Genomic DNA, 23,970 nt, shown 5'->3' with positions numbered 1-23,970 from the left:
TAAGCTAAGCTAAGCTAAGCCTTTAATCCTTGAGCGAGATAGGTTCGATGGCGCCCTGCATGTCCTGGGCTGTAACCCGGCCGATGATGGCCGTGTGGGGATAGCCCAGCGCTTTCAGCTCGCGCACGCAGGCCTCAGCCTGATCAGCGGCGACACTGGCGAGCAGGCCACCGGCGGTCTGAGGATCGAAGATCAGCGGGTATCTGGGGTGATTTACCCACTTTTCCTGATCACGAATGCCGCGACGCAGGCGGATATTGGCCGGTTGCAGCGAACTCAGAATGCCTGCCGCGGCGGTTTCCTCTGCACCTGGCAGCACCGGGATGGCAGACAAGTCGAGCTCGGCATCAACGCCAGAGGGCCGGGTCATCTCAACCAGGTGCCCGAGCAGCCCGAAACCGGTCACGTCGGTACAGGCCCGGGAGCCATAACGCCTGAGGCATTCGGCACCCAGTTTGTTGGATTGGATCATGGAGCTCAGAGCGCTATCAATCCAGCGTCCCCTGGCGGCCAGTTTGGCGTGAGCTGCAAACAGCGTTCCGGTACCAATCGGTTTGGTCAGAATCAGAGCATCACCGGCGCGCAGGCCACCTTTGCTCATGACTTCGTCCGGATCGATCAGGCCGTTTACCGCAAAACCCAGCGCCAGTTCCTTGCCTTCACCGGTATGCCCGCCGACCAGGGCGCAGCCCGCCTCATTCAAAACCTCTACAGCGCCAGACATCATCTGGTAGACGACATCCTCAACCTTGGATTCGATGCCGTATGGCACTGTGGCAACGGCTGTCGCACTCTGTGCTTCGGCGCCCATGGCGAACACATCACCCAGGCTGTGGTTGGCGGCAACGCGGCCAAACACATAGGGGTCGTCAATAAACGCCCGGAAGAAGTCGACGGTATGAACCACCGCCTTGCCCGGTGGGACGCGCAACACGGCAGCATCATCCGGTGCGTGCAGACCAATCACGATATCGTCCCGATCGATCGGGCGCAGTTCGCCGAGGGCACGGGACAACACAGTGCTGCCAACTTTGGCACCACATCCGCCACAACGCATGGCTACCGCCGAAATCGCCTGAGACGCCTCTTCCGGGTTTTGGGCCGCCGCGGTATCGGGAAGCTTGGCGTCGTCCTTCATCTCCGGGAGATCGTTGAATTTTTTCATGAAGCGACGATCGATCCAGTCTTTCCAGCGCCAGACAGCAGCGCCGTCCATTTCAAAATTGCCCCGGGAGGCAATAGCGTACTTGTCACCGGTACTGATCAGCGCCAACCAGTTCTTCTGGGGCTGGAAATCCTTGGGTGCCTTGCCCACAGCCAGCCGCTTGAGGTTGTCGGCCAGAGGCGGGCCCTGGCGAACCGCAAACACGCCGGCCTTTTCCCGCGGATGATTGAGCACGTTGGCAATATCGCCTGCGGCAAAGATGCTGTCGTCGTTTTCGGCCTGCAGCGTATCGCGTACCCGGATAAACAGACCGTCGTCAAGAGCGAGGCCCGTATCCTTCAGCCACTCAGGTCCACCGGCGCGGGTAACCCACAAGACTTCATCAACCTGTAGCGATTTGCCGGATTCGGTATGCAGTAGGCCTTCCTGAACTTTCTGCACTGGCGATCCGAGGTGAACTTTTACATTGCGCTCAGCCAGGGTTTTCTCAAACACGGCCCGCACTTTGGAATTGTGCGTGGGCAGGATCTGATCCGCAGCATCAAACAGATGAAAGTGGAGCTGGTCAGGATCTTTACCGCGCTGTTTAAGTTCGCGGGTAAGGCGGAACTGCATGGCCAGTGTGAGTTCCACGCCACCGGCACCGGCGCCGACTACGCCCACGGTCAGCGGGCCTTCGTGATTTTCAATTCGTGAGAGTAGGGCAAGCCAACGGTTGTTAAAACCAGTGATGGGCTTAACGGGAACGGCATGCTCAGAAGCCCCTTCCACTTCGTTTACCCGGGGGGAGGAACCAATGTTGATCGAAAGGAGATCGTACGGAACATTTGGCCGCTCACGGCACAGCACACGCTTGTTCTCCCGATCGATACCGATGGCTTCAGCCCGATAGAATCGAGCGCCTGCAAATTCCGCAAGCTTGCTGAGATCGATATGGACATCATCGTAGCTGTAGTGACCGGCAACGTAGCCGGGCAACATGCCGGAGTAGGGGGTGTGGGTGTCGCGACAGATGAGGGTCAGGCGCACGCCGGGTACCGGGTTCATAGCGAACCGTTTTAACACCCCGACGTGGCTGTGCCCGCCGCCAATCAGGACAATATCCCGTAATACAGGCTGGTCAGGCGTTCGCATCAGATGATTTTCTTAGCTTCGGTGCTGAACTGGTCAAATCCTTTAACGTTGGAGAAAGCCTTCAGCTTTTCCTGATCGGCGGCGGAGGGGTTAGCAATCTGATCGATGGAGGTAATACCTGCGTCCTTCATTTTTTTCGCGGTGGCCGGGCCAATGCCTTTCACCAACGTGAGGTCACTCTTGTTTACTGGCTTAGCTTCACTAACCGCCGGTTTCTTTGCTGCGGGCTTTTTGGCCGCTGGTTTCTTTGCCGCAGGCTTCTTGGCAGTCGACTTGGGCGCAGCGGCCTTCTTCGCGGTCGAGGTCGCTGAACTGGTCGCACTACTCACAGACTTTGCTTGCTTCTTGGCCTGCTCAGCCTGTTTCTTGACGTCTTTTGCAACGTCCTTGGAGGCGACACCAAGACGCTCCAGGATGCTGTTCTGTAGTTCGTGGAATTCGTTCAGACGGCGTTCAAACTCCTCGTTGAAACGTTTCATTTCGCGATCGCGAAGTTCATCGACCTCTTTGAGAAGCTTTCGCACAGGCTCCTGAACTTGTTGCTGCAGGCTGTCAAACTGCTTCAGCGCATCATTGACCAGTCCCTCAATCTGAGAGGACGTTTTTTCGAATTCCTTGTTTACCTTTTTGACAATTTTGTCAACGCTAGGTTTGGCCTTCTTTGCCATGAACTGTCTCCTTGGGGATGAGGGCATTACGAACAACGGGTATTAGGCCATTTGCCGGACACCGGAAATAGACCCTGGCGAACGCCTCGACTTCAGAGACTGTTTTTTCGAGAGAACTTCCCGAATTCGCCGCAGCTTCTCCGTTAGGGGAGAGTCGTTATCTGAATCGAACTCAACAAAATCAATTGAATAATAGAAGTTACTGCAGTGCTTCCTTCGCTCAGTCACCAGGCCGGTCACGCCTTCAGCGCGGAGCTTGTCGAACGGCATGTCCATCACCAGGTCCAGAACGATGGTATCGCCTGGATTAAACATTTTGTCGGTTTTCATCACACACCCATACGCATCAAGCTCGTAAAGAGCGGCTTCGACCAGTTCCTTGCGGAAGAGGCCCTGCCTGATTCGAAACTGTGCGATAAGGTCCGGTAGTGCTTCAGTCATTAACATGGTCTCGGGTGATTTCCGTATCGGCCTTAGCCTGCCTTCCTTAAGGCAGCTTTATATTGATTAAACGATAGCCACTGATTTGCAGTTTAGCAACGCTATCAGTGTCCTACGAACAGCGGTTCAGGCAGTTATTCAACTTTTAACTGCCTGTAATCACGCCTATTACTTCTTTTTCAGGTCGTACATGTCAACACGACGATCCTTCAGATTGGTAACTGAGCCCTCGTTTCGCACCAGTTTCAGCTTCTCCAGATCCATATCTGAGAACATGATCATTTCAGTGTTTGGTGTCGTTTCGGCCATTACGGCGTCATGGGGAAACGCAAAATCAGAGGGCGAGAATACGGACGATTGCGCGTACTGGACGTCAAGGTTTTCAACTTTTGGCAAATTGCCCACGCTGCCGGTGATCACAACGTAGCATTCGTTTTCAATGGCCCGGGCCTGGGCACAGTGACGCACCCGCAAGTAACCGTTCTTGGTATCGGTCCAGAACGGCACCATGATGATGTCGACGTCCTCACTTGAGGCAATCCGGCCCAGCTCAGGGAACTCAATGTCGTAACAGATCATGATCGCGACGCGACCCGCGTCGGTATCGAACACTTCAAAATCGCTGCCGCCTTCGATGACCCAGTCCCGGCGCTCGTGTGGGGTGATGTGGATCTTACGTTGCTCATCCACCCGGCCGTCTCGGTGGCACAGGTAAGAGACGTTGTAGACCCGATCATTTTCCAATAGCGGCATGGAACCGGTGATGATATTGATGTTGTAGCTAACTGCCATCTCGGACATTTCATCACGGAACTGCTCGGTGAACCCGGCCAGGAAGCGGATGGCCCGGGTCTGGTCCATCTGATCGGTCAGACCCATGAGCGGCGCGTTGAAGAATTCCGGGAACAGGGCGAAGTCACTCTTGTAGTCAGAGAGAGCGTCCACGAAGTATTCAACCTGCTTGAGCACTTCTTCGACCGACGTAAATTCACGCATCTGCCACTGAACGGCACCCAGTCGTACCTGAGTCTTCTTGACGTTCAGCACTGAGGAGGGCGGCGTGTACAGGATGTTTCGCCATTCCAGCAGCGTGGCGTATCCCAGCGATTTCTCATCCTCGGGCAGGTATTTGTGCATCAGCCGAGTTACCTGGAAATCGTTGGACAACTGAAAGCTCAGAATCGGATCGTAGATTTCCTTGCGATCCACCCGCTGGATGTACTCTGCTGGCGTGTACTGGTCTGCATATTTGTAATAACTCGGTATGCGACCGCCCGCCAGAATGGCACGCAGGTTCATGGACCGGCACAGTTCCTTGCGCGCCTCGTATAGACGGCGGCCAAGACGATACCCGCGAAATTCCGGATGAATGAACACATCTAGGCCATACAGAGAGTCACCGTTGGCGTTGTGCCAGATCTTTTCGTTCCGAAGGATCAGGTCGTCGTAGGTGTGCGGGTTGCTGAAGCGCTCGTATTTCACGCACACGGTCAGCGCAACCGCAATCAGCTGGCCATTGTCCTCAATGCAGATCTGGCCATCCGGAAACTGCTCTACCAGTGCCTTGATGGTCTCTTTGGGCCAGGCCCCGCCAATGTCGTCGTAGATACGATCCATCAGAACCTGGAGCTGATCATAGTCGTCAAGCGTCAGGTTTCGGAGATTGAGGTGCAGTTCTTCGTGGGCCATTCAGATCGGCTCCCGCCAGTGAGATGAAGCAGTGGACATGCTGCTGTCTGAGCAGCGAAACAGCAAAAGTTTATCAGAAGCAGCTAAAGAGTTCGCACTGCTGGTCGAAACAACTTTTAACAGTATTCTGATACGTAAACGAATACTCTTGCGCGCCATTTCAGAAATAACGACTCTTCCTGAGGTATCCCGTTTTGAATCTAACATTTGGCCAGAAACTGCAGATTGGTTTTGGTGTTTTACTCGTGCTGGTGATGGGCGCCTTCACGCTTTCCGGCGACCTTAGTTTACGGAAAACCACGTCAACCTATGTTGACGCGTTAATCGTCGATTCAGTAGCGCAAAGTACGCCAAACATTGCCGAATGGCTCAATACCCGTTTGCAGATGACTGAAGCTGTTGCAGATTCTCTCCTTGCGGTCGAATCAGATGATCAGGTGCGTACCGTGTTCCAAACCGTGACCGCCGGCGGTGGGTTTTCTGCTGTTTACGTCGGCCGTGCTGACGGTAGAATGATGATGCAATCCGAAGAGGCCGACGCGAGTCTTCCCTCTGACTTCGATCCCAGGACTCGGCCCTGGTATCAAAAGACATCCAGGCTTGGCCGAGCCTCCTTTACGGACCCATTTCAGGATGCCGCCGGCACCGGCATGATCATCTCTGCTTCCGCTCCAGTGAAAGGCGGAACGTATAAAGGTGTTGTTGGCGCGGACATTGGATTAGGCGCCATTCAGGAAACCCTGGACAACATTACTCTCGCAGGCGCGGGCTACGCCGCGCTGATCAATGCCAAGGGTATTGTGCTGTTTCACCCAAATCAGGCGTTGATCGGTAAAAACATCAAGACTCTCATCGGCAAAGCCCCGAGTCTCGACGGAAGCGCCCACCAATACCAGGACGATGACGCCTCTTGGGAAGCCAGCTTTCACGCCATCGAAGATGCCCGTGGCGTCGATTGGTATCTGGGCACCTTCGTCAACCAGGACCTGATCAATGCACCGGTTCAAAGCGCTCGCGTGACCGGGTTGGTAATGGCTGTTATCGGATTGCTCGTGTCGCTCGTCTTACTGCACTTCGGTATCAAGGTCATGATGGCGCCACTTCGCCGTCTTAACACCGCGATGGCGGACATCAGCGCTGGCGATGCAGACCTCACCCAGAGGCTGGATGTCAGTGCCAAGGACGAATTCGGTCAACTGGCTGAGAGCTTCAACCGCTTTGTTGAGAATATCCAGACAGTGGTTCGTGATGTCCAACGGGGCAGCGAGGAGCTAGGCCACAACGTGCGCTCGCTGCGTGAAACTGCCAGCACCAGCCGCTCAAGCGTCGAAAATCAGCAATCGGAAATTGATGTCGTGGCAACAGCCATCAACGAGATGTCGGCAGCGGCAGGGGAAATTGCTCAAAATGCTCAGCAGACAGCGGATGCTGCCAATACTGCAGACAATGATAGCCGTGCCTCCCTTGAAACCGTTGCCGCCTCACGGGATGCAGTGCAGAAGCTGTCCAAAGAGGTTAACTCTGCGTCCGAGGTTATTAACGCCTTGGGCAAAGATGTTTCATCTATCACTACCGTGCTGGAGGTAATTCAGGGGATTGCGGAGCAGACCAATTTGCTGGCGCTGAACGCGGCCATTGAAGCTGCGCGGGCCGGTGAAGCAGGGCGAGGGTTCGCTGTTGTTGCTGATGAAGTTCGAAACCTGGCGCAGAGAACCCAGTCGAGTACTGAAGAAATCAACAACATGACCGACCGGCTGCAAAAAGGTGCCAACAACGCGGTCGCGGTAATGAATGCTTCTACGGCGGTCTCCAACGTCAGCATGGAGAAAGCCCAGGATGCCATGGACGCCCTGAATCGCATTGCCGAGGCCATTACCTCCATCAACCAGATGACCTCTCAGATTGCGACCGCATCGGAGGAGCAGACCTCAGTGACCGAAGAGCTGAATTCGTCCATCACGCGCATTGCCGATCAAGGTCAGGAAGCAGCTGCGGCAGCCAGCGAAAACGACGTTTACAGTGGGCAGATTGAAAGCATTGGTCGCACGCTGAACCAGAATGCGTCACGGTTCCGGGTGTAACAGGCACCCGGAAGCCAATTGTGCGAAGATCAGGCAATCTCCCAAATAGAGCATGAACATGGCACTTATCGACACGATTATCGGCGCAACCGGGCAATGGGTTGCGCATTCAGATTCCAACGCCACCCTGGCGAATCCTCTGGCGTGGCTGCGAAAGACTGGCGGCTATGCCGCTGTAAACCGGATCATCGGCCTGTCGATCCCATTTGCCACCCGCAATCGATTCAGTGTGGAAGAGTTGCGGCCGGGCTACGTGAAGGCCCGAATTCGCCTGAAGGGCAACAAGAATCACTTTGGCAGTTTGTACGCCGGCGCCTATTTCCTGGTCGCGGAAATCCCCGGTGGCGTGCTGACACTGTTTGATCTTGGGCCTTCGTACACGCCAATCCTGAAGGAAATGACCCTGCAGTTTCTGCAACCGGCAAACTCCGATGTCACCGTAGAGTTTTCACTGACACCGGAAATGGTCAAAGGAATTCTGGCGGACGCCGATGCTACCGGTCGCGCCAAGTTCACTCTGGAAGGTCAGTTGCACGATCAGGAGGGCAACCACGTTGCCAACTCCATCGCCCATTACCGGGTTCGAAAGCAGGGCTTCAAAGCTGAGGGCGAGTAAGCCCTGTGAAAAGAGTTGTTAGCGGATAGTGATAAACGGAGCGCTTAGGAGCGCTCCAGACCGGACAGCGTTTCAAGGAAAATGGCGCCGTACTTCTCCAGCTTAGCGGCGCCCACGCCGCTAACCTCCGCCAACTCGTCCAGGGACTGGGGCTTGCGCTCCAGCATGTCGAAGAGGGTGGCGTCGTGGAAAATAACGTAGGGCGGAACCCCTTGCTTGTCGGCCAAATCCTTACGACACGCCCGTAGGGCATCCCAGCCGGCCTGATCGGTAATCTGATCGCGGATCGCCGCACCATTGCGGCTGCCCTGGCTTCTCGACGAAGTTTTCTTAACCACTGGATCTTTGCGCAGCTCAACGGGCTGTTTGCCTTTTAACAGGGGGCGACAGGTTTCCGTTAATTGCAGGGCGCCGTAGCCCTCGGGGTCGGCGCGCAGGTAGCCATTGGCCACCAGTTGCCGGAACACCGACTTCCACTCGTTTACTGACAGCTCGGTGCCAATCCCGTAGGTGGACACTGCCTGGTGGCCCGACTGCAGGATTCGTTCGTTTTCCGAGCCCCGGAGCACATCAATCAGGTAGGTAACACCAAAACGCTGGCCGGTCCGAAAAACGCAAGACAATGCCTTCTGGACCGCGACGGTCCCGTCCCAGGTCTCAGGAGGGTTCAGGCAGGTATCGCAATTGCCGCAGGGCTCGTCCTGAGTGTCCCCGAAATAACGCAGTAACACCTCACGCCGGCACCGGGTTACTTCGCACAGGCCAAGCATGGCGTCCAGCTTTTGCCGTTCTACCCGTTTGAACTGATCGTTGCCCTGTGACGCTTCCAGCATCTGGCGCAGTTTGATGACATCCTGCAGGCCATAGACCATCCACGCCGTTGACGGTTTTCCGTCCCGGCCGGCACGACCGGTTTCCTGGTAGTAGGCCTCGAGGCTCTTGGGCAGATCGAGGTGAGCAACAAACCGAACGTCAGGCTTGTCGATGCCCATTCCGAAGGCAATGGTGGCGACAATAATGACACCGTCTTCGCGCAGGAATCGTTCCTGATGCAGCGCCCGGATCTCGGACGGGAGACCGGCATGGTAGGGCAGAGCGGTGTAGCCTTTACCGGCCAGCATGCGGGCGGTTGCATCCACCTTGTTGCGGGACATGCAGTAGACGATGCCGCACTCGCTGTCATGTTCAGCTTTAATAAAGTCCAGCAACTGCTTGTTTGCATTAGTTTTAGGCGCAATTCGATACTGGATGTTCGGGCGGTCAAAGCCGCTGACAAAGTGCCGCGCTTCGGTCAGGGACAGCCGCTCGGCAATCTCCTTACGGGTGCGTTCGTCGGCGGTGGCGGTCAGTGCTATGCGCGGCACAGCCGGAAATTCGTTGGCCAGCATACTGAGCTGGAGGTAGTCAGACCTGAAATCATGGCCCCACTGGGATACACAGTGAGCTTCGTCGATGGCGAACAGAGAGATAGATGCGTCGTGCAGCAGGTCAATGGTGCGTGGCTGAATCAATCGCTCGGGCGCGCAATACAGCAGATCAAGTTCACCCGTTGCCAACGCGTATTCGGTGGCCCGCGCCTGCTCCATGTCCATGGTCGAGTTCAGGAATGCCGCCTTAACGCCCAGCTCCTTCAGCGCTGCAACCTGATCCTGCATCAAGGCTATCAACGGCGAGATGACCACGGCGGTACCGGGCCGAACCAGGGCCGGAACTTGATAGCAAAGGGATTTACCCCCCCCGGTTGGCATTAGCACCAGGGCATCGCGGCCATCGACCACTTCCCGAATGATATCGCCCTGCAGCGGCCGGAAAGTTTCGTAACCGAATACCTCGTGGAGCACCTGTTCGGGATCCCTGCGAGAGGTGGTCGGGCGCTCTGTGCTCAGTTCTTCGAAGTTCTGTTCAAAATGCATAAGGTAACCGGTTAACCGACGTGTATGCCGGCAGGATTGCAGGGTCAAATTGCGTGGGCGGGAATGATACCAGATTCGTTGGCGAGGGTGGCGAAACCCAATGACGGGGGATGGAGGCAAAGTAACCTGAGAAACGCTACAATACCGCGTTTTTGAATCACCGTTTAGCGGAATTCTGTGACAGACACCGATAATAACAGGGCTTCCATGCAGGAATTTGATGCCATCCGTCCGTATTCGGACGAAGAGACCGGCCCGGCCATTCAGCGCCTGGTAAACGATCAGGAATTTCTCGATATGGTCGGCCGATTCAAATCGCCGGCACTTGCCCGCTGGGCTCCGGCAGTGCTCAGGGTATTTATTAGGCGCTGGTTGGCGAACCATTTTGGCCAATACCACCGGGTTGATGACCTGCAAGCCAGACTGTCATCTTACGTTGGCGAGTTGGTGGACGGCACCACTTCACGCGTTACCGTCAGTGGCTTGGAAAATCTCGACAAGAACAGCGCACACCTGTTTATCTCCAACCACCGGGATATTGTTTTTGACCCGATGGTGGTGAACTACCTGCTGTTCGAGAATGGTTTCCACACTACGCGCATCGCCATTGGTGACAACCTGCTGGCCAACCGCGTGTTTGCGGAGATGATGCGACTGAACAAGAGCTTTGTGGTTCGTCGAAACATGACAAGTCCTCGTGAGATGCGGGATGCCTATTTAACGCTCTCTGGCTTTATTAACCACAGTATCGATACCAACAACAGCATCTGGATCGCACAGCGGGAAGGTCGGGCCAAAGACGGCCTCGACTTCACCGATCCCGCCATCATCAAGATGTTCTACATGAGCCGCAAAAAGAGTGGGCTCAGTTTTGCAGAAGCCATGAACAGGCTGCACGTAGTTCCGGTCTCGATTGCCTATGAATATGACCCCTGCGATCAAGACAAGGCCCGGGAACTGGAAGCCCGTGCTCGCAATGGCAACTACACCAAGGCTGAGGGCGAAGACACAGATCAAATCATGAAAGGTCTGACCGGGTTCAAGGGCCATGTGCACGTCCACTTTGGCAAACCCATCCAGAACGCGCCGGACGACGCCAAGGCCATGTCTGCGTTGATTGATCGGGAAATGCACGCCAACTACCACCTGCATGCCTCGAATCTGGTCGCGTACCATGCTCGCGGCGTACATCCCGATGCCCACGCGACACCTGAGACGGTCACCGACACCGTGGTGACCGCCGAGGCCTGGTCACCGGCCGAAATGGAGGCCGCCGAGGCGGAAATGGATCGGCGCCTGGACGCCTGTGATCCGGCCATCCGTCCGTACCTTCTGGATATGTACGCGAACCCGGTGGTGACGGCGCTGGAAGCGAACTCGGACGAACAGAACCCGGAATAACACGAATCATTTATTTACCGACGTTAACGAGGTGTTGAGTGCAGGATCTTGATTACATTGAACTGGAAACCGCTCCGAATCCAACAGCTGCGGTCATCTGGCTGCACGGGCTGGGAGCAAGTGGTCATGATTTCGAACCTGTAGTGCCGGAATTGGGTCTACCCGAAGGTTCGGCCGTCCGCTTCATCTTTCCCCACGCCCCCGAGCTTCCGGTAACCATTAACGGCGGCATGCGCATGCCCGCGTGGTATGACATCAAGGCCATGGATATCGACCGCGTCGTGGATACTCAACAACTGATGGCTTCCGCCAATGCTGTTGGTAAATTGGTGGACCGCGAGATCGAGCGCGGTATTCCGTCTGAGAAGATCGTCATCGCTGGTTTCTCTCAGGGCGGTGCTGTTGCTTACGAACTGGGCCTGAGTTACCCCCGCCGACTGGCCGGTGTGCTGGCTCTGTCGACGTACTTTGCCACTGCCAAGACGGTTAAGCCGTCCAGCGCCAACGCCGGGATTCCTATCTCCGTCTATCACGGCACCTTTGATCCCATGGTGCCGGAATCGCTCGGGGTACAAAGCGTGGAGGCCCTGAAATCCATGGGGTTTGCCCCGAATTATCAGACGTTCCCGATGGAGCACAGCGTTTGTCTGGAAGAAATCGTCGACATTGGTCGATTTATCCGGCAGCACGCGCTCTGAAGCAAGCCATGCCAGGCTAATCCCAAATGGCGTGCTGCCGTTCGGCAAGGATGTTCTGGTACAGATCGCTGTAGAGTCGGGCGCTGTGGTTCCAGGAATAATCGCCTGTCATGGCGTTCTCCTGGAGCCGGCGCCACGCCCTTCGATTTTCATAAAATCTCAGTGCCCGTTCGATGGTGGCCAGAAAAGCCGAGGCATCTGGAATATCAAAGCAGAAGCCGTTGGGTCGCTTGCTGCTGCTGTCAGAGGCATCAAAGACGGTGTCCCGCAGCCCGCCGACCTGATGCACGATCGGAACAGTGCCATAGCGCAGGCTGTACAGCTGGTTCAACCCGCACGGTTCGAATCGTGAGGGCATCAGGAGCATGTCACTGCCCGCAGTTATGCGGTGGGCCAGGCCTTCATCGTACTCAAAGGTGACTGACAGCCGCAGGGGCCATTGCCGTGCCAGCTTGGCCAGCTCTCCCTCATACTTCCTTTCCTCAGAGCCCGACTCTTGAGTACCTGGCTCTCTATGGCTTGACTCGTCTCCCAGTAGAGCTAACTTGCAGCCTCGCCTAAACAGCGCCGGTAATATGTCCAGAAGCCAGTCGAGGCCTTTTCGCTCAACTAGCCGACCCACAAAGCAGAAGAGTGGGGACTCGGTCTGTTCCAGCCCGAGGTCCCGCTGCAATTGAAAGCGGCACAGGCGTTTGCTCTTGATATCCTCGGAGCCAAAGTGGTGAGGGATGTGCGGGTCGTTTTCAGGATTCCAGGTGCGCGTATCAATGCCGTTAAGAATACCCGCCAGTTCATGACGGCGTTGGTGAAGCAGGTTTTCCAGGCCGCAACCAAATTCGGGATGCTGGATTTCCTCGGCGTAGGCCGGACTCACGGTGGTGATTCGGTCACTGAACACCAGGCCGCCCTTGATGAACGCAAGCTGTCCCTTGAATTCCAGTAGATCGTAGCTCCACAGGTGTTCAGGTAGGCCCAGGTTTCTGAAAGTATCGCGTGGGAACAGGCCTTGGCTGGCCAGATTGTGAATAGTGAATACCGTGCTGGGACGGTCAGGAATCAATTCCAGGTAGATTGGCAGCAAAGCGCTCTGCCAGTCGTTGCAGTGCACTAGCTCGGGTGTCCACGATAACCCGGCCTTTCCGAGCGCAATCTTGGCCCCTACCTTGGCAAACAATTGGAAACGCCGGGCGTTATCCTTCCAGGGCTGTCCCTTCGAGTTCGTGTAGGGGTTCCCAGAGCGACCGAAAAGTTGGGCACAGTCCACTACCCAAAGGGTAACGGCGGTGCCCGGTAATCGAGTCTGCCATAAGTTCACATCGTAACTGTCGACCCACAGACGGGCTTTATGCAGAGCCCCAGTGTCACGGGTTAGCTTCAGGGCTTCAGGGTAGCCGGGTAACAGGATGTTGATGTCATAACCAATATGGCCTAACGCCTCAGGCAAACTGGCGGACACGTCGGCCAATCCGCCGGTTCTGACCAACGGATGAACCTCACTGGTGACGAACAGGACACGGGTCATGACGATGACCTTAACTTAACCACCCACTAGGGCGGCAGGGCTCTGAACGATAGCACTCGTTTAGATAGTGCTTGTTTAATAATAGCCCTAGCTGCGCCAGAAGGCGGGCGACAGCACGATAATGACACTGAGGATTTCCAGGCGACCCATCAGCATGCCGACTGAGAGCACCCATTTGGCGCCATCCGGCAGGGGACCAAAGTTCCCCGATGGGCCGATGATGTCACCCAGCCCGGGGCCGACATTGGTTAGCGAGGACAAGGCGCCCGACAAAGAGGTAATGAAGTCCAGCTGCATGGCCGCGAGTGCCACCGTAATCACCAACAGGCAGAGCAGGAAGATGAAACTGTAGGCGATCATGGACGAGATGATTTCGTCACTGACTGCCCGGCTATTGTAATTCCGCGTTAATACCGCACGAGGATGCAGCAAGCGCATCAGCTGTTCTCTGAGGATGATGATCGACAGCTGGAAGCGGAAGACTTTCATGCCACCGGAGGTTGAGCCCGAGCAGCCACCGATGAACATCAGGAAGAAAAACAACACGAAGGCCAGTGGGCCCCAGGCTGAGTAATCCTCAGAGGCATAGCCGGTGGTGGTCACTACCGAGGTTACGTTGAACAGAGTAGAGGCGTAGTTGTGTAGCGGATCAAAGGGTACCGGCGAGACCGCCCACCGATAGAGCGTCAGTACCGCCGGAATCAGCAGCAGTATCGTGAGCAAAAAGCGCACCTGTTGGTCACGAAACAGCACGCCATGCTGGCCATGCATCTCCCGAACAAACAGGAAAAACGGCAGGCTGCCTAGAATCATGAACAGGGTCGCTTCCATCAGGATCAGGTCACTGAACTTGCCCATCGACATGTCAGAGGTGGAAAACCCACCTGTGGCAATACTGGTCAGGCCATGGTTGAAGGCATCAAAAAGGGTCATTCCCGAGACCCAGTAGGTTAACACCGCCACTATGGAAAAAATCACGTAAACCACCAGCAGCCCTCGGCTTAGGGTCTTCATCCGGGGCAGGGCCTTATCCGTCCACTCCGAGGATTCGGTGGCAAAAAGCCGCATGCCGCCGACCCGAAGAAACGGCAAGACCGCAACGAACATGCCGATAATGCCGATACCGCCAATCCACTGCAGAATAGAGCGCCACAGGAGCAGATCCTGGTCCATGCTATCCAGACCACTGAGCACGGTCGCCCCGGTGGTGGTTATGCCGGAGGTCGCCTCAAAAAAGGCATCCGGCGCGGAGATGTCGTTACCACTGAGGTAAAACGGCAACGCGGAACACAGGGTGAGAATGAACCAACTGGAAACCGTCAGGACAAACATGAACCGGGGCTTCAAATCGCGAGACTGCCGGTAGGTGGTAACGATGCCAAGAATCCCGAGGCCACAGACAATACTGGCCGATTCTGCAAACGCCGAGGCGTTCGGCGCGATAGAACCTGCCAGAAAAATGACTGGTAACGTCATGAAAATGCTCAAAAGCACAAACATGACACTAACAATGAAGATTACGGGATAGAGGTTTCTCAAAGAATGCTCAGGCCAGCTGAAACAAGAGTCGGCGTCAGAATACCTGTGGGTGACGGCTTCCGCAAGAAAACGGCGCTTACGGTGTGCGAATTAACAGAGCATTAAATCACTGTAAAGAAGGGGTAAATGGGGATCTGGGCTCTGGTATTGCCCGTGTTATTGGTGCAACTTCTAAAGAGAGCCATACTTTGCTCGATAAGGAGAACAAGCAATGAAACATTCACGTTCATTTGCCGTCGTCTTGGCCTCAGGCCTTTTTGTCGCCAGTGCCGCGAACGCTCAAGACATGTACAAATCCGGTGTTGGTGGGGTTTACACTGGCCTTAACTACACCTTCATGAGTCTCGACGCCGGAGGCGATGACGCCGATGTGGGCACGCTCTCGGCCAAGGCTGGGGTCATGGCCACTCCGTTTTTGGGCTTTGAAGCCCGGGGCGGATTTGGCGTGGATGACGATCGCGTCCGTGGTATCGATTATTCCGTCGACAACTTCTTTGGTGGTTATGCCACGTTCAACATCGTCAACGAATCCCCTGTAACGCCTTACGCGGTGCTTGGCTTCACCCGGGTTGAAGTTGAGGCAGAAGGGCCGTTCAACACCGTTACCGACGACGACAGCGACGTATCTTACGGTGTCGGTTTGAACATGGAGTTCGCTCGTAATGTCTCTGGTAACCTTGAGTACATGCGTTACTATGACGACGATGACGTTACCGTAGACGGTCTTGGAGTTGGCGTGCAGTTCAACTTCTAATCCCTTAATCGCCAGGAGTTTGCTTGAATCACCTTGCCCATGTCTTTCTCGCACCGGATTCACCCGAGGCTAGAGTGGGCAGTATTCTTGGCGATTTTACCCGGGGTATTGATGTGTCCCTGCTGCCGGCTCCCGTGCAGCAGGGCATCTACCACCACAGGGCGGTCGACAGTTTCACCGACCAGCACCCCGAGGTCCTTGCCAGCAAGGCGATCTTTTCGAAGCAACGGCGACGGTTCGCCGGCGTTGCCCTCGACATTCTTTACGATCACTATTTGTTAAGACACTGGCAACGTTTTAGCCAGATCGATCGTGATATCTTTGTCGGGCTTATTTACCAGGAACTTCAGTCTAATGAGCACCTTATGCCCGAGAAAATGGCCAGGGTGACGCGACGCATGGTGGAGCACGATTGGTTCGGTGCATACCGGGATTTAGAGAGCATTGGTTACGCCCTCGATCGCGTGGCAGGACGCATTCGGTTCGCCAATGAGTTTACCGGAATGATTGACGAAATCCGGGCAAATGACGTTGAACTGGAAAAACGGTTTCTTCGCTTTTTCCCAGATTTACAATGCTTTGCAGGAGATTTTGAATGAAACTTATGGCTTCACTGGCACTCGCATTTTCCCTGGCACTGCCGGCGGGCGCCGCATTAGCAGAAGCGTCTGAGGATTCGGACAAATCTGTTCCGGAAACCCTCGGCTTCGTTGAGTGGCTGGTCATGAATGAAACCAGCGTACGATTGAAAGCTCGCCTGGACACAGGGGCCAAGACTTCTTCATTACACGCAGTGAACGTGGAAGGATTCAAGAAGGGCGACGAAGAATGGGTGAAGTTCCAACTGCCACTGGGCGATCATGAAGACCAGCCCAGCGAAGGCAGTATTGAGCACGAAGACGTCATCCTGGAATTTGAACGCCCTGTGCATCGCACCGTGCTCATCAAGCGCAAGAGCGCCCCCTCCCAACGCCGGTACGTGGTAAAGATGGATTTCTGCATTGCAGGGGCTGTGCACGAAACCCAGTTCTCACTAACAGACCGCGGTAACTTTAAATATCCTGTGTTGCTGGGCCGTCGCTTCATGCGTGACGACAATATCCTCATTGACTCCGCCGACAGCTTCATCGCTGAGCGCGAGTGTGAGTACAATACGCTTGAGGAAATTGCTGCCCGGGTGGACTAACAGGGCACCGAAGGTAGCGTCAGCCTGCGACGTTCTCCGGCATTTGGTCTGACTCCAAATTCCTTCTGATCAAGCGAATCCAGGATGGTATCCAGCTCCTGGCCAATCATAGTGGCGTTGCGGATCATCGCCAGTTTAGGCCAGGTGTTGCGCTTGCCAGCGAGCACGAGATTGTCGATTTCCTCATCCCCGTGATAACTGAACAGCACGTTGCGCCAGTAGAAGTTCCTTTTCTCAAGAATAATATTCACATCGCCCGTATAGCTCTGATTCAACACCCCGTGCGCCATCAGTATAGCCGGGCTGATGAACGAAACTCCCACTCGAGTCAGACAGTGCTCCAGGCCACTGAGCAGATCTGTGGCCGCATCGGTCATCATGGTATTGGCCACGGTGCGAATCCGTCGGCGCGTGCGCAGCTTTGGATCATCGACAAATGGCACGGCCACCGGATTGATCATGCTGACGATGTAGTGATTGACCCCAAACAGCCGGGACAGTCGCTTGGCCGGCAAATCCTCAGCAAAGGAGCCGTCGACCCATTTACGCGTAGGCAGGTACGGCTTGGGTTTGCCATCGGCGCCGCGCGCATAGAGGGTGACGGGTGGCACCACTCCCGGAACGCTGCCGGAAGCATCCATGGCCGAACGGATATACACATTGGGCGAGGTAATGGCATTCATCAAACGAGAATTCTGGTGTTTTTCAGCCGGCGCGATTGAAATATTGATGTAGCGTCCAGTGTGTTCGTACGCTTCCTGGAACGTCATGTGATTGTCTATCCCGTCCATCGCGCACTGTTTGATCGACAACGGCGAAACGCCCGGTTCCAAGCCTGCCAAAACCCGCAATGGGTTCAGGTGTATCGGAAAATCATAGCGATAGCCCCCAATCACGCCCGATTTCAGCTCTTTATTGGTGTACATGGCCAACAGGCCCGACACCCAGGCACCGGCACTGGCGCCTGAGATAACGTTCGGCAGTAGGTCCTGCTCAATGAGTGTTTGCACAACTCCATGGTGGGAGTAGATCAGGCCGGCACCGCCACTGAGCATCAGGGCTGAGCGGCCATAACAGTGACTGGCCCGACGGAAGAAATCGACTTTGTCCTGCAGTGAAATCTTTTCCGAGGGAGCCTCGGCAACCACCCAGAGCGCATCGGCAATGGCCGTCACGTATTCATCAATCAGGCACTTGGTACCGGTCATCGCCCGGTCATATAGAATCGGTCGGCCCATGCCACTCATGTTGCCATGGATGCCTTCGTTCAGAACGTACAGGAGTTCTTCGTGATTCCCTTCGTCGAGGAGGGCGATCAGTTGCTCATAGCGAGCACGGATATCGAGGAAGTCATAGAATTCGGAGGCATCGCTCTGGCGCCAGGCTTCTGCGCCAGAGAGGTTATCGAGGGTCAAAGCGACCGTGTACCAGTTCTGAAAGCTGGTAGCGGTTTGTAAGCACCGTCGCAGTTCCTGCAGGCTGAATCCGTTCTGCTTTTTCCAGGACATCATCGGCAAACACCGTTGTCCTACGCCGAGAAATTCGAAATAAGATTAACGCGTTGTCATTCTTTTATGGTTCGCGTTGTCTACCCGGTCCCTCCGAGTCCCTAAAGTATGGCCCTCAATATTTATTACCGCCAGTTAATAAAGTTTTGCCGGATGCTCATCCAAGCTGGGCAAAATAGCCACTGAATGCCGCGGCGACCTGATTTTACTCGGGTTGGCCAGAATCCTTGCGCAGGGGTTCCGTTCGGATGTGAATATCCCGCTGTGGAAAGGGGATTTGGATGCCGGCTTCTTTCAGTGTGCGGGTGATGGCCGAATGCAACTCGTGAGACAACGGCATGAAGTCCAGCAGATCCCGGACGAACACGCGCACCTCAAAATCGATTTGGCTGTCACCGAGCTCAACGCAGAATACCGCCGGTGCAGGCTCTTCAACCACACGTTCATTCTCTACGGCCACCTGGTGCAGCAACTCCTGAACCTTATCGACATCGGAGCCATAGGCTACGCCCACGCGGACGATCACCCGGGTGATAGGGTCTGACAGGGTCCAGTTGGTCAAATCCTGGGTCACGAAAGTCTTGTTCGGAATGATCTGCTCTTTTCGATCCCAATCCACCAGGGTGGTTGCCCGAATTCGAATGCGCGAAACCGTGCCGGTAATGCCGCCAATGGTGACTGTATCGCCAACGCGGATCGGGCGCTCAAACAGCAGGATGATTCCCGAGACAAAGTTGGCGACAATTTCCTGCAGACCAAAGCCAAGGCCAACACCCAGGGCCGCTACCAACCACTGCAGTTTTGACCACTGGAAGCCGAGCCCGGCAAGCGCGGCGGCAATGCCGATAAAAACGATGGTATAGGTTGCCAGCGTGGTGATGGCGTATCCCACGCCCGGTTCCAGGTTGAGCCGGCTCAGGAACACAACTTCCATGGTACCGGGCAGGTTACGAGCGGCTAGAACCGTGCCTACGCCGATGGCCAGGGCAACCATCAGGTCTCCGAGATTAATCGGGACCGGGCTTTCGCCCTCAATCCCCGTACTGATAGTCCACAGGGTTATTTCGTCGAATATTCCCAATGCCGGGAAAACATTGTCCCACAGCGCCCAAAGGCCGGCGGCGGCCAATATCAGCGAGAAAATCTTCAGCACGGTTTCACTTTGCTGGCTGATGTCATCCATATCCCGCTGGGGTATGTCATAGCTTAAGGGCACACCTTCACCAGAGGTTTCTGCTGCCTCCCGGGTTTCTGCAATCTTACGCTCCGCTTCCCGGTTCTCGATGACGCGCTTGAGTGTCATCCGGCGCTCACGAACGGTAAGACTGCGCAAGCCCAGGTAATGCAGCAGGATGACAAAGGCCAGCCAACAAAGACTGATGAACATCAGCCCCTCAAAACGAACCGCGGTGTAGTGATAGCCCCAGAGTGAAATGAAAGCCAGCATGAGCGGCATGGCAACCGCAAACCCGTGGAGGAGCTTCAGCACTTTCCTGTTCGGCTGGTCCTTACGTACCGCCGACATAAAGCGCTGGGCGAAAAAGGCGAGGGCGATTGATGCTACTGCAAACAGCAGCCGCCCCAGGCTGTCACTGAATACCGCGCCCTTGGTGGTCGACATCGCTGGCATCACAATGATGATCGGGATGAGTACCGCCAGCAAAATCGGGATTTGCTTGCGAAGCACCCGTAGCGTGTTTGATTTCCACTGGAAGTGACGCTCACCCAAGCCTTTGTTGTAGGCCACGGTGAAAATCCCGCGCAGAAGAAAAGCGACAAACGCGGCGTTGGACATGCCCCGGGACAATGCATGCAAGAACCGATTGCCACCTTCCAGGGCCAAATGGCCGATGGTCAGCGCAATTACGCCCGGCAAGGCCAGCAACAGACTGTATATGAGCGCGGAAAACGTAAATTGCCAACGATCCCGGCGCACATTGCCAACGTGGTAGCCGGTGTCGACAAGCGCCTTACGAAGCCCCCGGCGGCGGATCGCCATGATCAGGAGTAGGGCGGTTAGCAGGCTCATTAGCGGCCAGTTCTCATCGATCGATACCGAAACAGCTTCCTTCAAAGACTCCCATTTAAAGCCGGAGACAAACCAGGCGAGTCCCCGAAAAACCTCGCTGAAAATGGTCAGATCAACCCGCTCGGTGCTGGGCAACCAGAACAGCCGCTGCTGAAGCAGTGTCTGATAGGCTTCAAGCCGATCCTGGAGCTGAATAACAATGTTGTAGTACTCGTTCAGTACCTCAATATGCTTGGTGACCGTGCTGTGTAATTGCCGAAGAAGCTGCGCACGCTTCACTGCGAGCCTGCCACGGGCATCGTCGTCGGGTTCAATCACCGCTTCAAACTCTTCCAACCGCAACTGTTCTTCTCGCGCGGCTGACAGTTGGGCGGTAATACCTTTAGTTAGCCCGGCAGCAATGGTCTGATCCCGCAAACGCTCAAGCCGCTGCCGAAGCAGATTCGCGTAGTCGTCCGTCAGATTCAGGCCCGCTCGTTCCAGGCGAAGCTCAAAACTTTCGTATTCGTTGTTCAGCCGGTTCAGCAGTGACTCGGCGTAGTCCAGGCGTTGTTCACTCAGGCTGAGGGCATGTTGCCGGCCGTCCAGGGCGTCGCGCAGTTTTTGAATCTGTTGCTGAATATCGGCGGTTTTGGGCGTGGGCAGGGAGCTCACCAGGGGTTCGTCTGGCGCTTCTATTTCAGGTCTGACCGGCTCAAGTTGGGGTTCCGGCTCTTCTTCCGCCTCTTCTGTTTCGCCTGAAGTCTCGGCGTCTTCATCTTCCGCAGGAGGGAATCGTTCAGTTTCGGTCTGTACTGGTGGGAGCAAGTCATCGAGTGCCGCCATAGCCGAGCCAGAATAACCTGCGCCGATAGACACGACGAAAGCGAAAAGCAGGGTGGGCAATCGGAAATTGATCATGGCGGCGGATGGTTTCTCTGTTGCTTTGCCCCAGTCTATCTAAATCCTGGCCAGCGCTATAAAGGGCGAACAGCTTATTCCGCCATGCTGACCAAAAGTCTAGCTATTGGGATGAGAATGACGAGGAACTGGTGAACACAGATCCAGAATAAAAAACACGGGCCACCCAAATTAGAGCAACCCATGCTTTAGATTAGTCTCAATAGCCAGGAACGATTAGGCTTTCTGCAGATCACGCAGCCTTGCCTGTTCATCAAGGTGCGCCAGGTTCTTATCCTGCCAAGCCTCTTCGGCACCATGGACGAATGGTGGCCAGGTGCGCGGATCCGTCGACAACTGGTCTATGCCTATCTCTTTGGCGGCTTCGGCAATTGTTTCGTTGACGTTTAGCCCTTGCTGCCAGCATTTGGCACCAAAATATTGTCCTTTTCTTTCGCTCATCGTGTTCCGCCTTTTTCAAGTGTGCACAGAACCCTAGTGTAACTTCTACGTTCCTGCCATCCGTGATTTCTCGGAGCAGTGCCTTTGCGGTCTGATTTTAACCAGCACCTTGAGCGCGTAGCTCCAGGGCTGCTTTCGATCTGTTCGTACTGACTTGGCCTTAGACCCATCAACGGGCCCAGCTTTCCAGAAAGGCCGGCTTGCTTCCTCGAGCATTTCTGATTTGGAAATTCCGATGTCTCGAATAAGCGCATCCAATTCCTGAGAGCTCATCCCGTGCAATCGATGGGAAAGATCGCGTCGGGTTGCGTGGTGTGTCCGATAGAGTCTGAGCCGTGAAACGAGAGACTTAAGGGTAGCCATAATTCACCTCCAGTGTTCACTGAAAGCTTATAGGTATGGTGATCAAAAAATAGACACAGGGCCTGGGCGTCGGTGCGATACAGATGTAGGGAATTAAGTGGCTGTGATGGTTCTTGAACGAGCACAGAAAGCATCATGACGTGGGTATCCCTTTTACTAGGTACCCGCCTCCTGCAAAATCCATTTGTTCAGCATCTTTATCAACGTGCTCTTGTTCAGGGGCTTAGCCAGGTAATCATCCATACCCGCACTGAGGAATTTTTCCTGGTCACCAGGCATAAAGATATCCATGAGAATGATGTCATAGTCGAAATCCTTGGCTGCCTGCACTGCCTCGAGGCCGTTACCAACGATATCGGCGAAATAACTGGACGACCACAAAAAGTACTAAATCTCAGCAACGAAATTTCAGCGACTGGCTCGCCAAATTGCTAAACAAACTTAAAGTAAATTTCGGGATCTGGCTGTTATCACATCGGATAGATTCGGAATATAAGTATTTAGCAATCTCACTAGGCTTTACTATGCTTTGAATACTCCGCCCCCTCGTGTGAGAGGTCGTTTCTCTCTGAAGTCCTGCCAGTAGCGATCTTGATGGCCCTCAATCATGCGGTCGTGCGTTTTCAGGAGGAAAATGTATATGGCTAGCCAATTTAAAAATTTAATCTTTGAGGGAGGCGGCGTCAAAGGCATCGCATACGTCGGTGCAATGCAAATTCTTGAGGGGCGAGGCATTCTTCCGGACATAGTGAGGGTCGGTGGCACAAGTGCTGGAGCAATCAATGCACTGATTTTCTCGCTGGGATACACCATTGCAGAGCAGCAAGAGATACTCCGCTCAACTGATTTTCGCGAATTCATGGATGATTCGTTTGGCATCATACGGGACACCGTGAGGCTGGCGGAATTATTTGGCTGGCATAAGGGAGAGTTCTTTAAGGGCTGGATAGGCGATCTTATAGAAGCGCGATTAGGAAGTCGCAGAGCAACATTTGGAGATCTTTTGGAAAAGGGGCGGCCCAGCCTTTATGTGGTGGGTACTAATTTGTCTACCGGCTATGCGGAGGTCTTCTCTGCCGAGCGGCATGCGTCAATGGAGCTCGCTACTGCCGTTCGAATTTCGATGTCTCTCCCGTTGTTTTTCACTGCCGTTCGCTATGGTAAGCGCAGGGATGTGTACGTTGACGGTGGTGTCCAGCTCAACTATCCCATCAAGCTGTTTGACCGAAAACGCTACATCGATATGAGAAGGGATCGCAACGCTGCTCGGACTACCGAATACTACAACAAAGAGAATGCGCGATTGGAGCTACAGCGGCCAGGCCGAAGCCCTTACATATATAATTGTCAAACACTGGGACTGCGCCTGGACAAAAGGGATGAAATTGGACTCTATCGTTACGATGAGCCAATCAAAGGCAAGCCGATCGAAAATTTTACAGACTACGCCCGTTCACTCTTTGGTGCTTTGATGAACGTCCAAAATAACCTCCACCTGCATGGCGACGACTGGCAGAGAACCGTTTATATCAACACCCTCGACGTCGGAACTGTTGATTTTGATATTTCCGATCCGAAAAAAGACGATTTGATTGAAGAAGGTATTGGAGGTACCGAAAAATACTTCGAATGGTTTGAGGATCCACGAGTCAACCCCGTTAATAGATTAGGCTAAGTTGTCAATGGAGAGGGACGTTACACAAAGCATCCATGATGTCGGTTGTAACCATCCCTGTTTTAGTTGCGCCGCAGATTAGAGTTTTCCTACTATTACCAACTCTGGGTGGACCTAATATGGGATCAGGATCAGTCGCATTTCGCGGAAACCTTGAAGGTCAAGAGTTCAAAATAAAGCTGGGTTAGGGGAGATCTAACTAGAAATGGAAGAAAGAATACGATTTGCTCGAGCAAGAGTTATCGGT

19 protein-coding genes are annotated in these 23,970 nt (G+C 54.7%); 8 read left to right on the top strand and 11 right to left on the bottom strand.

Features of this window, described 5'->3' with window-relative positions:
- Positions 1–22: 22 nt before the first annotated feature.
- From selD to FCS96_RS16065, 4 genes are all read right to left on the bottom strand, one after another.
- Positions 23–2,299, bottom strand: coding sequence for a selenide, water dikinase SelD (gene selD, locus FCS96_RS16080; protein ID WP_138441389.1), 2,277 nt, complete (start codon positions 2,297–2,299; stop codon positions 23–25).
- A complete protein-coding gene (locus FCS96_RS16075; protein ID WP_138441388.1) occupies positions 2,299–2,967 on the bottom strand; it encodes a helix-hairpin-helix domain-containing protein in 669 nt (222 codons plus the stop codon). The genes selD and FCS96_RS16075 overlap by 1 nt, the downstream gene beginning before the upstream one ends.
- Before the next feature lie 42 nt (positions 2,968–3,009).
- Positions 3,010–3,408: a hypothetical protein gene (locus tag FCS96_RS16070; protein ID WP_138441387.1), complete on the bottom strand. Its 399-nt coding sequence runs from the start codon at positions 3,406–3,408 to the stop codon at positions 3,010–3,012.
- A gap of 168 nt (positions 3,409–3,576) precedes the next feature.
- Positions 3,577–5,097, bottom strand: coding sequence for a GNAT family N-acetyltransferase (locus FCS96_RS16065; RefSeq protein WP_138441386.1), 1,521 nt, complete (start codon positions 5,095–5,097; stop codon positions 3,577–3,579).
- A 194-nt stretch (positions 5,098–5,291) separates the two neighbouring features.
- On the opposite strand from FCS96_RS16065, the gene FCS96_RS16060 reads away from it, so the two are divergent.
- Positions 5,292–7,178 (top strand): methyl-accepting chemotaxis protein, encoded by a 1,887-nt coding sequence (locus FCS96_RS16060; RefSeq protein ID WP_138441385.1) that lies wholly within the window; start codon positions 5,292–5,294, stop codon positions 7,176–7,178.
- 58 nt (positions 7,179–7,236) lie between these two features.
- On the top strand, positions 7,237–7,794 hold the full coding sequence (locus FCS96_RS16055; RefSeq protein ID WP_138441384.1) for a YiiD C-terminal domain-containing protein: 558 nt from the start codon (positions 7,237–7,239) through the stop codon (positions 7,792–7,794).
- Between the two features lie 44 nt (positions 7,795–7,838).
- Here FCS96_RS16055 and recQ read toward each other — a convergent pair whose 3' ends face one another.
- Positions 7,839–9,707, bottom strand: a complete 1,869-nt coding sequence (recQ, locus tag FCS96_RS16050) for a DNA helicase RecQ (protein ID WP_138441383.1) — start codon at positions 9,705–9,707, stop codon at positions 7,839–7,841.
- A 207-nt stretch (positions 9,708–9,914) separates the two neighbouring features.
- Here recQ and FCS96_RS16045 point away from each other — a divergent pair, with 207 nt between their 5' ends.
- Together FCS96_RS16045 and FCS96_RS16040 are read left to right on the top strand one after the other, a co-directional pair.
- Complete coding sequence (locus tag FCS96_RS16045) at positions 9,915–11,108, top strand: lysophospholipid acyltransferase family protein (protein WP_138441443.1); 1,194 nt, start codon at positions 9,915–9,917, stop codon at positions 11,106–11,108.
- A gap of 38 nt (positions 11,109–11,146) precedes the next feature.
- Positions 11,147–11,806, top strand: coding sequence for an alpha/beta hydrolase (locus FCS96_RS16040; RefSeq protein WP_138441382.1), 660 nt, complete (start codon positions 11,147–11,149; stop codon positions 11,804–11,806).
- Positions 11,807–11,822: 16 nt separating this feature from the next.
- On the opposite strand, the gene glgA is transcribed toward FCS96_RS16040, so the two are convergent.
- Both glgA and FCS96_RS16030 read right to left on the bottom strand, forming a co-directional pair.
- The gene (glgA, locus tag FCS96_RS16035) at positions 11,823–13,328 is read right to left on the bottom strand and encodes a glycogen synthase GlgA (RefSeq protein ID WP_138441381.1); all 1,506 of its coding nucleotides are present in this window, start codon (positions 13,326–13,328) and stop codon (positions 11,823–11,825) included.
- 87 nt (positions 13,329–13,415) lie between these two features.
- Positions 13,416–14,828 (bottom strand): TrkH family potassium uptake protein, encoded by a 1,413-nt coding sequence (locus FCS96_RS16030; RefSeq protein ID WP_138441442.1) that lies wholly within the window; start codon positions 14,826–14,828, stop codon positions 13,416–13,418.
- Positions 14,829–15,078: 250 nt separating this feature from the next.
- Here FCS96_RS16030 and FCS96_RS16025 point away from each other — a divergent pair, with 250 nt between their 5' ends.
- The 3 genes from FCS96_RS16025 to FCS96_RS16015 are packed head-to-tail and all read left to right on the top strand — an operon-like array spanning position 15,079 to position 16,807.
- On the top strand, positions 15,079–15,621 hold the full coding sequence (locus tag FCS96_RS16025; protein ID WP_138441380.1) for an outer membrane beta-barrel protein: 543 nt from the start codon (positions 15,079–15,081) through the stop codon (positions 15,619–15,621).
- A 23-nt stretch (positions 15,622–15,644) separates the two neighbouring features.
- The gene (locus FCS96_RS16020) at positions 15,645–16,220 is read left to right on the top strand and encodes an acyl carrier protein phosphodiesterase (protein WP_138441379.1); all 576 of its coding nucleotides are present in this window, start codon (positions 15,645–15,647) and stop codon (positions 16,218–16,220) included.
- Positions 16,217–16,807: an ATP-dependent zinc protease family protein gene (locus tag FCS96_RS16015; RefSeq protein ID WP_138441378.1), complete on the top strand. Its 591-nt coding sequence runs from the start codon at positions 16,217–16,219 to the stop codon at positions 16,805–16,807. The genes FCS96_RS16020 and FCS96_RS16015 overlap by 4 nt, the downstream gene beginning before the upstream one ends.
- Here the strand turns inward: FCS96_RS16015 and FCS96_RS16010 are convergent.
- From FCS96_RS16010 to FCS96_RS15995, 4 genes are all read right to left on the bottom strand, one after another.
- Positions 16,804–18,318 carry a patatin-like phospholipase family protein gene (locus tag FCS96_RS16010; RefSeq protein ID WP_138441377.1) on the bottom strand — a complete coding sequence of 505 codons (1,515 nt, stop codon included), beginning with the start codon at positions 18,316–18,318 and terminating at the stop codon, positions 16,804–16,806. The genes FCS96_RS16015 and FCS96_RS16010 overlap by 4 nt on opposite strands.
- A 202-nt stretch (positions 18,319–18,520) precedes the next feature.
- On the bottom strand, positions 18,521–21,244 hold the full coding sequence (locus FCS96_RS16005) for a mechanosensitive ion channel domain-containing protein (protein ID WP_138441376.1): 2,724 nt from the start codon (positions 21,242–21,244) through the stop codon (positions 18,521–18,523).
- 216 nt (positions 21,245–21,460) lie between these two features.
- On the bottom strand, positions 21,461–21,685 hold the full coding sequence (locus FCS96_RS16000) for a hypothetical protein (protein ID WP_138441375.1): 225 nt from the start codon (positions 21,683–21,685) through the stop codon (positions 21,461–21,463).
- Between the two features lie 519 nt (positions 21,686–22,204).
- Positions 22,205–22,429 carry a response regulator gene (locus tag FCS96_RS15995; protein WP_138441374.1) on the bottom strand — a complete coding sequence of 75 codons (225 nt, stop codon included), beginning with the start codon at positions 22,427–22,429 and terminating at the stop codon, positions 22,205–22,207.
- Between the two features lie 259 nt (positions 22,430–22,688).
- Between FCS96_RS15995 and FCS96_RS15990 the strand changes: the two genes are divergently transcribed.
- On the top strand, positions 22,689–23,723 hold the full coding sequence (locus FCS96_RS15990; protein ID WP_138441373.1) for a patatin-like phospholipase family protein: 1,035 nt from the start codon (positions 22,689–22,691) through the stop codon (positions 23,721–23,723).
- Positions 23,724–23,970 lie beyond the last annotated feature (247 nt).

The organism is Marinobacter alexandrii (assembly GCF_005871205.1).
Lineage (GTDB): Bacteria > Pseudomonadota > Gammaproteobacteria > Pseudomonadales > Oleiphilaceae > Marinobacter > Marinobacter alexandrii.
The sequence above is the reverse complement of the archived record's forward strand: the minus strand, read 5'-3'. Positions and strand labels throughout refer to the sequence as shown.